Annotated in this window: 13 protein-coding genes; 7 read left to right on the top strand and 6 right to left on the bottom strand. The window is 73.1% G+C overall.

The features are described from left to right. Positions 1-47 precede the first annotated feature (47 nt). Positions 48-1,385, top strand: a complete 1,338-nt coding sequence (locus SACTE_RS08420; protein WP_014045609.1) for a Bcr/CflA family multidrug efflux MFS transporter — start codon at positions 48-50, stop codon at positions 1,383-1,385. 55 nt (positions 1,386-1,440) lie between these two features. Next, positions 1,441-2,436 (top strand): small ribosomal subunit Rsm22 family protein, encoded by a 996-nt coding sequence (locus tag SACTE_RS08415; protein WP_014045608.1) that lies wholly within the window; start codon positions 1,441-1,443, stop codon positions 2,434-2,436. Between the two features lie 173 nt (positions 2,437-2,609). On the opposite strand, the gene ddaH is transcribed toward SACTE_RS08415, so the two are convergent. Further along, a complete protein-coding gene (ddaH, locus tag SACTE_RS08410; RefSeq protein ID WP_014045607.1) occupies positions 2,610-3,425 on the bottom strand; it encodes a dimethylargininase in 816 nt (271 codons plus the stop codon). 205 nt (positions 3,426-3,630) lie between these two features. On the opposite strand from ddaH, the gene SACTE_RS08405 reads away from it, so the two are divergent. Then, entirely contained in the window at positions 3,631-4,281 is a 651-nt protein-coding gene (locus SACTE_RS08405) for a TetR/AcrR family transcriptional regulator (protein ID WP_014045606.1), read from the top strand. Positions 4,282-4,435: 154 nt separating this feature from the next. Further along, positions 4,436-5,173, top strand: a complete 738-nt coding sequence (locus tag SACTE_RS08400) for a bifunctional DNA primase/polymerase (RefSeq protein WP_014045605.1) — start codon at positions 4,436-4,438, stop codon at positions 5,171-5,173. Positions 5,174-5,220: 47 nt separating this feature from the next. Here the strand turns inward: SACTE_RS08400 and SACTE_RS08395 are convergent, their stop codons facing one another. From SACTE_RS08395 to SACTE_RS08380, 4 genes are all read right to left on the bottom strand, one after another. Further along, the gene (locus SACTE_RS08395) at positions 5,221-6,216 is read right to left on the bottom strand and encodes a hypothetical protein (RefSeq protein WP_014045604.1); all 996 of its coding nucleotides are present in this window, start codon (positions 6,214-6,216) and stop codon (positions 5,221-5,223) included. Positions 6,217-6,354: 138 nt separating this feature from the next. Continuing rightward, positions 6,355-7,197 (bottom strand): heme ABC transporter ATP-binding protein, encoded by an 843-nt coding sequence (locus tag SACTE_RS08390; RefSeq protein WP_014045603.1) that lies wholly within the window; start codon positions 7,195-7,197, stop codon positions 6,355-6,357. After that, positions 7,194-8,300 carry an iron ABC transporter permease gene (locus SACTE_RS08385; protein ID WP_014045602.1) on the bottom strand — a complete coding sequence of 369 codons (1,107 nt, stop codon included), beginning with the start codon at positions 8,298-8,300 and terminating at the stop codon, positions 7,194-7,196. Before SACTE_RS08385 ends, SACTE_RS08390 begins: the two co-directional genes overlap by 4 nt. Next, positions 8,297-9,364 carry an ABC transporter substrate-binding protein gene (locus SACTE_RS08380; protein ID WP_014045601.1) on the bottom strand — a complete coding sequence of 356 codons (1,068 nt, stop codon included), beginning with the start codon at positions 9,362-9,364 and terminating at the stop codon, positions 8,297-8,299. The genes SACTE_RS08385 and SACTE_RS08380 overlap by 4 nt, the downstream gene beginning before the upstream one ends. A 113-nt stretch (positions 9,365-9,477) precedes the next feature. Here SACTE_RS08380 and SACTE_RS08375 point away from each other — a divergent pair, with 113 nt between their 5' ends. The 3 genes from SACTE_RS08375 to SACTE_RS08365 all read left to right on the top strand — a co-directional run bounded on the left by SACTE_RS08375 (position 9,478) and on the right by SACTE_RS08365 (position 13,352). Beyond that, the gene (locus SACTE_RS08375) at positions 9,478-10,884 is read left to right on the top strand and encodes an HtaA domain-containing protein (RefSeq protein ID WP_014045600.1); all 1,407 of its coding nucleotides are present in this window, start codon (positions 9,478-9,480) and stop codon (positions 10,882-10,884) included. Between the two features lie 60 nt (positions 10,885-10,944). Then, complete coding sequence (locus tag SACTE_RS08370) at positions 10,945-12,528, top strand: HtaA domain-containing protein (protein ID WP_014045599.1); 1,584 nt, start codon at positions 10,945-10,947, stop codon at positions 12,526-12,528. A 95-nt stretch (positions 12,529-12,623) separates the two neighbouring features. Beyond that, positions 12,624-13,352 (top strand): PhzF family phenazine biosynthesis protein, encoded by a 729-nt coding sequence (locus SACTE_RS08365; protein ID WP_019992722.1) that lies wholly within the window; start codon positions 12,624-12,626, stop codon positions 13,350-13,352. On the opposite strand, the gene SACTE_RS08360 is transcribed toward SACTE_RS08365, so the two are convergent. Then, on the bottom strand, positions 13,342-14,022 hold the full coding sequence (locus tag SACTE_RS08360; protein WP_014045597.1) for a biliverdin-producing heme oxygenase: 681 nt from the start codon (positions 14,020-14,022) through the stop codon (positions 13,342-13,344). The genes SACTE_RS08365 and SACTE_RS08360 overlap by 11 nt on opposite strands. Positions 14,023-14,242: the final 220 nt, after the last annotated feature.

Here is a 14,242-nt window from a genome sequence, read left to right as displayed (position 1 = left end):
GACTGACCTGAGAGCATAGATGCGGTTTCAACGAAGCGGAGATGAGGATGCCGGACAGCGGCGTGAGCCGGGCCCAGCAAGAAGAGCACATACCCACACCGACGAAGACGGGTGCCGCACCCGGCACCCCCACCAGCCCGTCGAGCCCCGCCGCACGGCGGGCCGGGCTCCTGGTCACCCTGGTCCTGGGCGGACTCACCGCACTGCCGCCCCTCTCCATGGACATGTACCTCCCGGCCCTGCCGGAGGTCACCGACTCCCTGCACGCGCCGGCGTCCACCGTCCAGCTCACCCTGACGGCCTGCCTCACCGGCATGGCGCTCGGCCAGCTCGTGGTCGGGCCGATGAGCGACCGCTGGGGCCGGCGCAAGCCGCTGCTCCTCGGCATGATCATCTACGTGGTCGCCACCGCGGTCTGCGCCCTCGCCCCCTCCGCGGAACTCCTCATCGGCTTCCGCCTCGTGCAGGGCCTGGCGGGCGCGGCCGGCATCGTGATCTCCCGGGCCGTGGTCCGCGACCTCTACGACGGCATGGAGATGGCCCGGTTCTTCTCCACCCTGATGCTGATCTCGGGCGTCGCCCCCGTCATCGCCCCCGTCATCGGCGGGCAGGTCATGCGCTTCACCGACTGGCGCGGCATCTTCGTGGTGCTCACCCTCGTCGGGGTGGCGCTCACCCTCGTCGTCTGGAAGTGGCTGCACGAGACGCTCCCCGAGGCCGACCGGCACACCGGTGGCATCGGCGACGCGCTGCGCACCATGCGCCACCTGCTCGCCGACCGTGTGTTCGCCGGGTACATGATCGCGGGCAGCCTCGCCTTCGCCGCGCTCTTCGCCTATGTGAGCGCGTCGCCGTTCGTCGTCCAGGAGATCTACGGGGCCTCGCCGCAGACCTTCAGCCTGCTCTTCGGGATCAACTCCATCGGTCTGATCGCCGTGGGGCAGATCAACGGCAAGGTGCTGGTCGGCCGGGTCAGCCTGGACAAGGCGCTCGGCTTCGGCCTCGCGGTCATCTCCCTCGCCGCGATCGCCCTGCTGCTGATGACGTCCGGCGTCTTCGGTGAGGTCGGGCTCGTGCCGATCGCCGTCGGCCTCTTCGTCCTGATGTCCTGCATGGGCCTGGCGATGCCCAACACCAACTCGCAGGCGCTGATGCGCACGAGGCACGCGGCCGGCTCCGCCTCCGCGCTGCTGGGGACCTCCCAGTTCCTCGTCGGCGCCATCGCCTCGCCGCTCGTGGGGATCGCGGGTGAGCAGACCGCCGTGCCCATGGCCGTGGTCCAGGTGGTGTGCGCCCTGTCCGCGGTGGCGTGCTTCCTGCTGCTCTGCCGGCCCTGGCAGACCGGTGCGGCGTCCCAGGAGGAGCGGCCGGCGGCCGCGGGCTGAGCCGCGCGGGGCGGACCAGACCACCGGTCCGCCCCGGAACACCTACACTTCCTCGGTGAACGCCACCCTCCCCACCGCGGAAGCCCTCCGTACCGCCCTGGCCGCGCTGCTCGACGGGCTGCCGCCCACCCAGGCCGCGCGGGCGGTCGACCGGCTGATCGCCAGCTACCGCGGGACCACCCCCACCGACGCACCGGTCCTGCGGGACCGCTCGGACGTCGCCGCGTACGCCGCGTACCGCATGCCCGCGACCTTCGAGGCCGTACGGGCCGGTCTGGACGCGCTGCGCGAGGCGGCCCCGGAGTGGGAGCCGGCCACCCACACCGACATCGGGGGCGGCACCGGCGCCGCGAGCTGGGCGGTCGCCGGTGCCTGGGAGGGACCGCGGACCACGGTCCTGGACTGGGCCGAGCCCGCCCTGACGCTCGGCCGCGAACTGGCCGAGGCCTCCGGCGTCCCGGGGCTGCGGACCGCCACCTGGCAGCGGGCCAGGATCGGCAGGGCGCTGGAGCTCGCCCCCACGGACCTGGCCACCGTCAGCTACGTCCTCAAGGAGCTCACCCCCGAGGACCGGGACGCGCTGGTCGACGCGGTCGCCGGTGCCGCGCAGGCCGTGGTGATCGTGGAGCCGGGCACCCCCGACGGCTACGCCCGCGTCATCGAGGCCCGCGACCGGCTGATCGCCGCCGGTCTGAGCGTCGCCGCACCCTGCCCGCACAGCGCCGCCTGCCCCATCGAACCGGGCACGGACTGGTGCCACTTCTCCGCGCGGGTCAGCCGCTCGTCCCTGCACCGCCGCGTCAAGGGCGGCTCGCTCAGCCACGAGGACGAGAAGTTCAGCTACGTGGTGGCGACCCGCTTCCCCACCGATCCGGTACGCGCCCGGGTCACCCGCAAGCCCCAGCTCCGCAAGGGCCAGGTACTGCTGGAACTGTGCACACGGGACGAAGGGCTCCGGCGCACCACGGTCACCAAGCGGCACGGTGAGCTCTACCGCGCCGCCCGCGACACCGCGTGGGGCGACGCCTGGCCGCCGCCCGAGCACGACTAGGGCTTGTTTCGAAAGTCCCGCCTGTCCGGCGACGCCTGGCACGCACGCTCGCTGCGTTGTCGGTATCGCCCCGATACATCCAGTATCGGGGCGACCCTCCGCCTTGCGATCGCACGCACCAGACGCCGTCGGACCCGCCCTCCGGGCGGACGGCGCTACTTTCGAAACAAGCCCTAGCCCCGAAGCTCCTGGGTGCAGCACTTCACGCTGCCGCCGCCCTTGAGCAGCTCGCCCAGGTCCATCGGGACCGGTTCGAAGCCCCGGTCCCGCAACGGGTCGAACAGGCCCACCGCCGCCTGGGGGAGCAGCACATGGCGCCCGTCGCTGACCGCGTTCAGGCCCAGCAGCGCCGCGTCGGCCTCCTGGGCGACGAGCGCGTCGGGGAAGAGCCGGGCCAGCACGGCGCGGCTGCCCGGCGAGAACGCCCCCGGGTAGTACATGATCTCGTCGGCCGCGTCGTCCAGGACGCACAGCGCCGTGTCCAGGTGGTAGTAGCGCGGGTCGACGAGATCGAGCCCGATCACCGGGCGCCCGAAGAACTCCTGGGCCTCGGCGTGGGAGAGCGGGCTGGAGCGGAAGCCGCGCCCGGCCAGGAGGTAGGAGGCGGTGACGGCGAAGTCGCCCTCGCCCTCGTTGACGTGGTCCGGTTCACGGATGTCGGTGAAGCCGTTGGCACGGAACCAGTCCCGGTGCGCCTCGGCCTCCGCGTACCGCTCCCGGTAGGCGAACAGGGCGCCGAGCACACGGCCGTCGATCACGGTGGCCCCGTTGGCGGCGAAGACCATGTCCGGCAGATCGGGGCGCGGGGTGAGCAGCTCGACGGTGTGGCCCAGCGAACGGTAGCGGTCGCGCAGGTCCTCCCACTGGGTGGTCGCCAGGGGCAGCTCCACGGGCTTCGAGGGATCCATCCACGGGTTGATGGAGTACGTGACCTCGAAGTGGGCCGGGGCACACATCAGATAGCGACGAGGGGTGGCGTCACGGTTCAATGCAGGCTCCTCACGGACGGCAGTCTCGGCTGCGGCACGGTGGGATGCGCACGGGGTGGGTGCGTGAGTTCATGGTGCGCCCGGGCGGGGCGGATGCACAGTGATCCGAACGGGTGGTTCCGGGGGCCGCGGCCCCCGGGGAGAGGCCCTGGCGGGACGACGGGCAAGACGATACGTATCGGACCGCCGCCTGTAGATTGGGCGGATGGCACCCCCCAAGGCCCCCGACTCCACCCGCCGGAGCGACCGTTCCCGCCGCGCCATCTACGACGCGGCGCTCGCCCTGGTCGGCGAGACGGGCTACGCCAAGACGACGATCGAGGGTATCGCCGCCCGTGCCGGGGTCGGCAAGCAGACGATCTACCGCTGGTGGCCGTCGAAGGCCGCCGTGCTGATGGAGGCGTTCCTCGATCTCGCCGCCCGGCAGTCGGCGGAGGCGGCAGGAGGGGAGGCGGCGGGGGCGGGCGCGACGGACGCGGCCGGAACCGGCATCCCGGACACCGGTGACCTGGCGGCCGACCTCAAGCTCGTCCTGCGGGCCACCGTCGACGAGCTGAACGACCCGGCCGCCGCCGCACCGACCCGGGCGCTGACCGCGGAGGGCATCGTCGACCCGGCCCTCGGGGCGCAATTCGTCGAAAGACTGCTCGACCCGCAGATTCAGCTGTATGTCACACGACTGCGCGCCGCGCAGGACGCCGGCGAGGTGCGCGCGGACATCGACCCGCGCACCGCGCTGGAGCTCCTGATCGCCCCGCTGACCCACCGGTGGCTGCTGCGGACCCTCCCGCTGACCCACGCCTACGCGGACGAGATCGTCGACTACGCCCTGCGCGGCCTGTCGCCCAGGCCCTGACCCGGGCCCTCACCACGACCCACTATTTCCTGTCATTCAGGACGAAAGTACTCAGCCTCCCAGAGCGGCCCGAACACCCCACTTGGGAACTTGGGCCACCCGAGGCGCAGGATGGTGGGACCATGGAGAGGTAACCGCTGAGGTGAGGGGATAGATGGGCGCCGATTCCGGCCGCTATCGCGGCACAGAGAGCAGGATTTCCCAGTGGCTGCGCCGACGGCCCAAACCACAGCCGGAGGCCGACGACGCGGCCCGGTCGGCGCTGCTCCTGGCCGTCGCCGAGGCAGGGATGCCGATCTCACCCGCCGCCCACCCGGTCGGCTACCGATGTTCGTGCGAACGCATCGGCTGTCCCACTCCCGCCCGGCACCCCGTCTCGTTCGCCTGGCAGACGCAGTCCACCACCGACCGTGCCCAGATCGAGCGCTGGGCCGCCGGCCAGCCGCTGGCCAACTTCATCACCGCCACCGGCATGGTCCACGACGTGCTGGACGTCCCGCTGCCCGCGGGCCGCGACGCCCTGGACCGGCTGACCGCCGCGGGCATCGACGTCGGGCCGGTGGCACAGTCCGGCGACGACCGGCTGCTGTTCTTCACCGCCACCCGCGGCACCCCCGAGGACGAGGACGAGTGGTGGCCGTGCGAGCTGGACTGCCATCCCGAGACCATGGACGAGCATCCGGGTCTGCGCTGGCACTGCCGCGGCAGCTATGTGCTCCTGCCGCCCGCACGGCTCCCCGGTGAGCTGGACGTGCACTGGATCCGCGGCCCGGAGCACCCGCTGCCCGACCCGCTGACCCTGCTCGAGACGCTCACCGACGCCTGCGCCCGGTACGCCGCCGCCGAGAGCGGCCTCGACCACGGCGCGGTGGCCTGGCCCCTCGGGCGCTGAGACCCCGCCCGGCGGACCACCGGCCGCGGGTGTACCGGCCGGCCGGGTCAGGAACCCTCGGCCGCGACCAGGCCCGGCAGCCTGTTCAGCACGCTCACCTTGCCGGCGTCCCCGTCGCCGCGCTCGGGGACGTGGACCAGCTGGCTGGAGACCCGCTCCTTGGTGAGGGTGCTCTTCACCTCGCCGGTCAGCAGCGCCCGGACGTCCGGGGTGACCGTCGGGCGCAGCCCCTCGGCCGCCGTCTGGCGCTCGAAGTGCCTGCTGCTGAAGAAGACCAGCGCCCCGCCGTCCTTCGTCCTCAGCCCCAGCGGGGCGAAGGCCCCTTCGTCCAGCGGCTGGTCGATGTACTGGTAGGAGAAGCCCGCCCTGCGGACGTTCTTCCGGGCGTCCCGCCAGCCCGAGGTCGTCGCCCCCGGGGCGAAGACGTCCGGGGCGCCCTTCTCCAGGTACGCCGTGTACGTCCTGCTCAGCTCCGCCGGTGCCGTGGCCAGGACCTCGTCCGTCTCGGCGGAGGGGACGGGCTCGGCCCAGCCGTCGGCGTCCTTGCGGAACTCGGGCACCCTGGACGGCGCGACGGCCGCCAGATAAGCCGCCTTCCAGGGCGCGTCGGGACCGGTGCGCACGAAGACCAGCAGCCAGCGGGTGTCCAGTTTCCCGCCGTCCTCGTCCCGGTTGGAGTCGGTGTCCGCGAGGAACCAGCGCGGCCAGCCCACCTTCTTCGGGATGACGAAGTCGGCGTCGGTCAGTTCGAGCGGCTTGTGTGCCGCGTTGCCGCCCGGACCGGTCTTCCGGCGCGCCTTCAGCCCGGCCTGGTTGATCGCGCCGAGCGAACCGGTCACCCGGTCCGCGTCCAGCGCCGGATCGTACGCCTTGTCCGCCGCGTTGTAGGCGGCGGTGAAGTCCTCCAGGGCCCGCGCGGCCTCGGACTCCGTCGCTCCCGGCAGTACTTCCAGCTCACCGTGGACCGTCACGCAGCCGCTCGCGCCCATGCTCAGCGCCGTCACCGCAGCGAGCCCCGCCGTCAGTCGCCCCAGCCTTCTCATCCGTTGCCTTCTGCGCCTTCTGATCCGTCGTCCGCACTGACCGCCTGAACCCTACCGGGGCAACGGGCGGCGTGAGCGCGGGGACGAGGGATACGGCCCCCAACCGTGACCCGGGACACGGCCGTTGCCCCCGTACGGTCAGCGCTTCCGCTCCGGTACGACGAGCGGGACCCCGGTCCTCGGGTGCGGGAACACCTCCACCGGCTGGCGGTAGACCTCGCCCAGCAGCGCACCCGTGAACACCTCGGCCGGCGGTCCGGCCGCCGCGATCCGGCCGTCCCGCAGGACCACCGCCCGGTCCGCGTAGGCCGCGGCGAGGCCCAGGTCGTGCAGGACCACGACCACGGCGTCCCCGGCGGCGGCCCGCTCCCGGCAGATCCGCAGCACCAGCTCCTGGTGGCGCAGGTCCAGGGCGGCGGTCGGCTCGTCCAGGAGGAGCAGCGGGGCGCGCTGGGCCAGTACCCGGGCCAGGGCGACCCGGGCCCGCTCGCCGCCCGACAGCGCGGAGAACGGCCGGGCCGCGAACCGGGTGACCTCCGTCGCCTCCATCGCCGCGGCGACGGCCGCGTCGTCCTCGTCCTCCGCGGCCGTCCCCGCCCAAGGCGCCCTGCCCATCCGCACGACGTCCTCGACCGGGAAGGGGAAGGACAGCGTGGCGGACTGCGGCAGCACGGCCCGGCGCAGGGCGAGTTCGGGCGGTGACCAGGAACCGGCCGGGCGGCCGCCGATACGGATCTCGCCGCTCCCGGCGGGCAGATCGGCGGCCAGCGCCGCCAGCAGGGTGGACTTCCCCGCCCCGTTCGGGCCGACCAGAGCCACCACCTCGCCCGCGCGGGCGGTCAGGTCCACGGCGTCCAGCACCTGCCGGCCGCCCAGCCGGACGGACAGGGCGGCCGCCTCGGCGAGCGGGGTGCCGGGGGCGGCGGGGACCGGCAGCTCCCGGTCGGTGCCCGCGGCGAACAGTCTTCTCAGCGCCTTCACGCCCAACCACCTTGCTTACGACGGGTCCGGCGCAGCAGCCAGAAGAAGAACGGGCTGCCGAAGAGCGCGGTCAGCACACCCAGCGGAAGCTCCGCGGGGTCGGCGACGGTACGGGCCGCGAGGTCGCCCGCGACCAGCACCAGCGCCCCGCCGAGCGCGCTGCCCGGGACGAGGAAGCGGTGCCCGGGGCCGTTGGCCATCCGCAGCAGGTGGGGAACGAGCAGCCCCACGAAGGAGATGATGCCCGCGACCGCGACGGCCGCGGCGGTCAGCAGGGCGACGACGAGGACCAGCACGATCCGCAGCCTCTCGACGTCCACGCCCAGGTGCCGGGCCGGGCGCTCACCGAGGGCGAGCAGGTCCAGCTTCCTCGCGTAGAAGGGGGCGACGAGCAGGCCGAGGACCGCGCACGGCAGCACGGCGAGCACCTTCGGCCAGGTCGCCTGTGCCAGCGAACCGAGCTGCCAGAAGGTGATCTGGGTGATCTGCGCGTTGTCGGCGAAGAAGATGAACAGGCCGATCAGCGCACCCGCGAAGGCGTTGACGGCGATACCCGTGAGGATCAGGGTCACCACCTCGGTGCGCCCGCCCGACCGCGACAGCGTGTACACCAGCAGGACGGTGGCGAGGCCCGCGGCGAAGGCGCAGACGGTGATGGTCCAGTTGCCGAGGAAGTTCAGCCCGAGCGCGATCGAGGCGACCGCGCCGACCGCCGCGCCCGAAGAGATCCCGATGACGCCGGGCTCGGCCAGCGGGTTGCCGAACACGCCCTGCATCAGGGCCCCCGCGCAGCCCAGGGAGGCCCCGACGAGCAGGGCGAGGACGACCCGGGGCAGGCGTACGTTCCACAGCACGCTCTCGCCGACCCGGTCCAGGGCGTGCCCGCCCAGGCCGATCCGGTGCTGGACGGAGGAGAGGACGTCCCCGAGCGGAATGCTGTACGCGCCGAGGCCGGCGGAGAGCAGGCAGCCGACCAGCAGGGCCGCCGCCAGTGCCGCGGTGAGGACGAACGCCCTGCCCCGCACGCGGTTGCGGGTGTCCGTGGCGCCGGGGTCCGGGCCGTCGTCCTCGGTGGCGGGGGCGTCGTAGGCGGTGGCGGTCATCGGCCGGCGCCGCCTTCCGGGTAGAGCTGCTCGACCAGTTCGGCCAGCACCCGGTCGGTGCGCGGCCCGTAGTTGAGCAGCACCCCGTCGTCGACGGAGACGATCCGCCGGTCCATCCCGGCGGGCGTCTCGGCGATGCCGGGGATCTTCACCAGCCCGTCGACGCCGCCGACCGAGTCGAGGCCCTTGGTCATGACGAGGATCGCGTCCGGTTCGGCCTTCGCCAGGGCCTCGGCCGTGATGGCGGTGAAGTCCTTCTTCAGACCGGAGGCCTTGCCCGCGTCGACGGCGCCCGCCGCCTCCAGCAGAGAACTCGCCCCGGACTCCTGGCCGCCCAGCAGGTAGACGGAGGCCGAGCCGCGCAGGTACAGGAAGGCGACGCGCGGCGCCACCCCCTCCTCGCGGGCCGGGATCGTCTTCCGTACGGCCTCGATCCGGGACTCCGTACGCGCCTTCAGCTCGTCCCCGGACGGCGTCACGCCGAGCGCGGCGGCGACCGTGTCGATCCGGCGGCCCACGTCGGCGAGTTCCTTGGCGGGCTCGACGACGACCAGCGGGACACCGGCGTCCCGTATCTGGCCGATGGCCTCGGTGGGGCCGGTCGTGGTGTCCGCGAGGACGACCGTCGGTCTCAGCGAGAGCACGCTCTCCGCCGACACGTCGTGCGCGCGGGTCACCACCGGGAGCTTCTCGGCCTGTTCGAAGGTCGCGGTGATGTCACGGGCCACCACCTGCTCGCCGAGCCCCAGGGTGAAGACGATCTCGCTCAGCGAGCCGGTGAGCGGGACGATCCGGTCGGCCGAGGAGACGGTGACCTCGGTCCCGTCGGCCGACTCCACCGTGACCGGCAGCTGCGGCTTCGGTGTCGTGGCCAGCGGTTCGACGCGGTCGGCCGCGGGGGCGGCCTTCGCCGCCTTCGACGTTCCGCCTGCCGGGGCGTCCGTGCCGCCGCAGCCGCCGAGGGTCATCGCGAGCGCCACCGCACCGGCCAGGACGCCGAGTCGGGCGGTGCGCGGCCGTGCGGCTCTTCGCCCCGATACAGCCGGGTACTGGGGAAATCGCACGAGTGCACCGTCCTGGGGATGTTGCGAAGTGAAGTGGCGGAGGGGGTTCCGGCACGGGCTGAATACACCTTAGGTTAGCCTTACCTGAGTTTCTAGCCCTTCGGGAGGGTCCCATGCTGCCGTCCAGATCCGTGCGCGCGCTCGTCGTCGCGCTGTTCGCGGTGCTGCTGGGGGCATTGCTCCCGGCCACCGCCGCGCAGGCGGCGAGCCGCACGGTGCAAGGCGGCAGACTCGACTGGGGTATCAAGTCCTCGTTCCAGAGTTACGTCACCGGCCCCATCGCCCAGGGCAGTTGGGGCCTCACCGGCGGAGCCGCCACGGTCGGCGGCAGCCAGTTCCGCTTCCACTCCGCCACCGGCTCCTACGACCCGACGAGCGGGGAGTTCCGGGCGGGCTTCTCTGGCGGGGTCCGCTTCGTCGGCCACCAGCGGTCCGACGGCACCAACCAGCTGGACCTCACCATCAGCCGTCCCACCATCCGCATCTCCGGTGGCGGCGGAACCCTCTACGCGGACATGGTCAGCAAGGACCGGGAGAGCGGACGGGTCACCAACTCCGCCCAGGTGCCGCTGGCCACGCTCGGCCTGTCCGGGATCGACATGCGGGGCGGGACGACGCCCATCGCCCTCACCTCCGTCCCCGCGACGCTGACCGCCCAGGGCGCGACGGCCTTCGCCGGCTACTACACGGCGGGCACCCCGCTGGACCCGATCACCCTCTCCGTCGACACGAAGGCCCCGGCGGGCGCGCCGGCCGCCTCCACCTCCCCGTCTCCGTCCCCCTCGAAGACGAAGAAGGCCGAGAAGACCGCGGGCCGCTTCGAGGACGCCGCGGTGGACTGGGGCGTACGCCGCACCTACCGCGAGTACGTCACCGGCTCCATCGCCCAGGGGAAGTGGACCCTGGCCGACGGCGCCCAGGACGGCGGAGCGCTCTTCCGCTTCCCGCAGGGCAAGGGGACCTACGACGCGAAGAAGCAGAGCCTGGACGCGGCGTTCGCCGGGAGCGTCCGCTTCACCGGCAAGGGCGGCCTCGACCTCGAACTGGCCGGTGTCACCGTGAAGGTGGCCTCGGGCAAGGGCACCCTCCGCGCCGACGTCACCAGCGAGGGCGCCACCCGTGAGGACGTCCCGCTCGTCACCTTCGCCGCCGAGGACCTCACCCCGAAGGACGGCCTCGCCGTCCTCACCGAGGCCCCCGCGACCCTGACCGCGGACGGCGCCGAGGCCTTCGGTTCCCTCTACTCCGCGGGCACCGCGATGGACCCGGTCTCCCTGGCCGTCACCGTCGACGCGAAGGCCGCCCTGCCCGCCCTGCCCGACCTCGGCACCACGGCCGAGCCCTCCGCGACCCCCTCGAAGAAGCCCGCGACCACCGCGTCCGTCCAGCCGGTGGCCGCCGAGCCCGGCCCCGGCAGCGGCCCCTACCTCGCCGCCGGCGGCGGTGCGGTGCTGCTCGCCGCCGCGGGCGGCGGTCTCTGGCTGGCCCTCCGGCGCCGTACGGCCGCCCGGAACACCTGAGCTTTTCTCCCTCTCCCTCACACGTCACCAACCACCCACGTTCCTCCAGGAGTCACCGCCATGGCAGCCACCCGCCGCCCCATAGCCCTCGCCGCCGCCGTCGCCACCGCGGCCGCGCTCGGCGCGACCTTCGCCCTGCCCGCGCTCGCGGCCGACAGCAAGGAAGCCGCCCCCGCCTCCACCATGGAGCTGACGGACGGCACGCTGGACTGGGGCTTCAAGGAGTCCTTCCGCAGATACATCGGCGGAGCCGGCACGATCACCGTCAAGGACGGGGCCACCCAGGCCGCCGGCAACGGGGTCTTCACCTTCGGCAACGGCAAGGGCACCTACGACACCACCACGCACGGCACGGCCACCGCCTTCGACGGCAGCGTCAACTTCAACGCCCACGGCGGCGTCCTGGACATCACGCTCTTCGACGTGAAGGTCTCGACGACCGGCACCGGCGGCGCGATCACCGCCGACGTGAAGACCCCGGAAGGCACCAAGGACGACGTCGCCGTCGCGGACCTCGACCTCTCCACGGTCCGCCCCGGGCAGGGCGACGGCGGCGCGATGGTCTTCAAGGACATCCCCGTCTCCCTCACCAAGGCCGGCTCCGAGGTCTTCAACGGCATGTACGCCGAGGGAGCGGAGCTCGACCCCGCCACCCTCTCCGTCAAGGCCGTCACCCCCGCCCCGACCGAGGAGCCGACACCCACCGGGAAGCCGACCGAGGAGCCCACCGGCGAGCCGACGGAGAAGCCGACCGAGGAGCCCACGCAGAAGCCGACCGAGGAGCCGACGGCCACGCCCAGCGGCGAGCCCACCACGCCGACCACTCCGGCCCCCTCCACCACGGCCACCGCCCCCGCCGCCGAGCAGGGTGCCGTCGTCGACGGCACCCTGGACTGGGGCGTCAAGGAGTCCTTCCGCACGTACGTCACCGGCCCCATCGCGAACGGCAAGGTCGAGACGGCCCAGGGCGCCACCGCCTCCGGCGACGGCTACCGCTTCCCCGACGCCACCGGAGCCTTCGACGCCGACAAGCAGACGCTGGACGCCGAGTTCGCCGGCTCGGTCCGCTTCCTCGGCCACAAGGAGGGCGACGCCTACACGCTCGACCTCTCCCTGACCAAGCTGCGGATCCAGGTCGAGGGCACCACCGGCACGCTGGTCGCCGACGTCTCCAGCAAGGACCGCGAGACCAAGAAGGTCTCCACCTACCCCGCGCTCGCCGTCGCCGACCTGAAGCTCCCCTCGGGTGAACTGGCCGCCAAGGGCGGGGTCGTGACGCTCAAGGCCGTTCCCGCGACCCTGACCGCCGACGGCACCAAGGCGTTCGGCGGCATGTACACCAAGGGCACCCAGCTCGACGCCCTGACCGTCGCCGTCGCGCTCGACGAGGACGCCGAACTCCCGGGCGCCACCGGTGGATCCGGCTCCACCGGCGGCAGCGGTTCCACGACGGGCGGCACCGGCACGACCGGCGGCACGGTCGGCGGCGGCTCCGTCGGCGGCTCCGTGGGCGGCGCGGGCTCCCTCGCCTCCACCGGCTCCGACCTGCCGACCGGCGCGCTGATCGCCGCCTCGGGTGTCGTCGTCGCCGCGGGCGCCGGTGTGGTGATCGCCGCACGCCGACGCCGCGCCGACGCCGTCTGATCCGGCCGGCGGAACACGCCCGCGGGGCCGCACCGGCACACTCCGGTACGGCCCCGCGGGCCTTCGTGGTGCCCGCGCGGTGCTTGAATGCCCACGTGACCGACTTCGACGTACCCGACGGCATCGACGTACTGCGCGTGTTCTGCGGCCCGGACGGGCGCCACGGCAACCCACTCGGCGTCGTCCGGGACGGGCGCCGCTACCCCGGCAACGACGCGCGGCAGACGCTCGCCCGTGAACTCGGGTTCAGCGAGACCGTGTTCGTGGACGACCCGGAACGGGGCACCGTCGACATCCGTACGCCCGGACTGCGGCTGCCGTTCGCCGGGCACCCGCTCGTCGGCGCCGCCTGGCTGCTCGACCTGGGGGTCCTGGAGCTGCCGATCGGCGACGTGTTCGCCCACCAGGACGGCGAGTTCACCTGGATCACGGCACGCCCCGAGTGGGTCACGCCCAGGACGCTGGAGCAGTACGCGTCGGCGGCCGAGATCGAGGCGCTGACGGAGCCCCCGAAGGGCGAGGGGTGGCTCTACGTCTGGGCCTGGGAGGACGAGGCGGCCGGACGTGTACGGGCGCGGGCGTTCCCGCGCGGCACGGACGAGCGCGGCGACGCCCGCTCCGCCGGAACCGGGGCCGGCCCCGTGGGGGGCGAGGAGGGCGAGGCGACGGGAGCTGCGGCCCTGCTGCTGTGCGCACGGCTCGGCAGGGCCCTGAACATCACACAAGGACGCGGCTCCCAGATCCTCACCGCACCCGCGCCGGACGGCACGGTGGAGGTCGGGGGCCGCGTCCTGCTGGCCTCGGGCGCCGGTCTCAGGCGCTGAGCGGGAAGGCCTCGCCCAGCTCGTGGAAGACGGCGGTGTTCAGCGCGAAGGCGCGCTTGCACTCGTCGATGATGCGCTGCTTCTCCAGGTCGTCGGCGTTCACCGCGTCCAGCAGCTCCCGGTACTCCCGCTTGAAGGCGGCCGGGTTGGAGATCTGCTCGAAGACGTAGAAGCGCACCCCGTCGCCCTTGCGCTCGAAGCCCCAGGTCTTCTCCGCCGTGCCCCGGATGATCTGGCCGCCGGAGAGGTCACCGAGGTAGCGGGTGTAGTGGTGCGCGATGTAGCCGGCCGGCCAGTCACGGGCGCACTCGGCGACCCGCTCCGCGTACGCGGCCGTGGCCGGCAGCGGCTCCAGGCCCTCGCGCCACGCCTCGCCCCGCAGATGGGCGAGGTCCCGCTCCAGCTCGGCCGTGCGCATCAGCTCGGGCTGTATGAAGGGGCCCGCCACCGGGTCCTCGCGCAGGGCGTCGGCGCCGTCCTCCAGAGCCCGGTAGACGAACCACAGCTGCTCCGTGTAGCGCGCGTACGCGTCCACCCCGAGCCGCCCGCCGAGCATGTCGCTCATGAAGGTGGAGGACTCCGCCTCGGTGTGCTGCTCGTGCGACGCGGTACGGATCAGCGTCGAGAAAGGGGTGCTGGGAGCGGTCGCGGGGGTGGCGGTTGCGTCCAAGGCGGGCCTCCGGGGGCCGAGAGGGGACGGGAAGTCCGTACAGATGCGGAAATGTCGGCAGCGGCGACCGCGTGCGCGGTCGCGTGCCGACACACCGATCCTCCTACTTAGGTTCACCTAAGTCAACAGGTTCCCGACCGCCTGTCGGTAAGACGTCCGACCGAAACGTCCTGGTGGGGCGGCGAGAGGTGTGCGGACGGTGCCCGGTCCGGTGCCGGGC

It is taken from the genome of Streptomyces sp. SirexAA-E (assembly GCF_000177195.2).
Lineage (GTDB): Bacteria > Actinomycetota > Actinomycetes > Streptomycetales > Streptomycetaceae > Streptomyces > Streptomyces flavovirens.
This window is presented reverse-complemented; position numbering and strand designations above follow the sequence as displayed.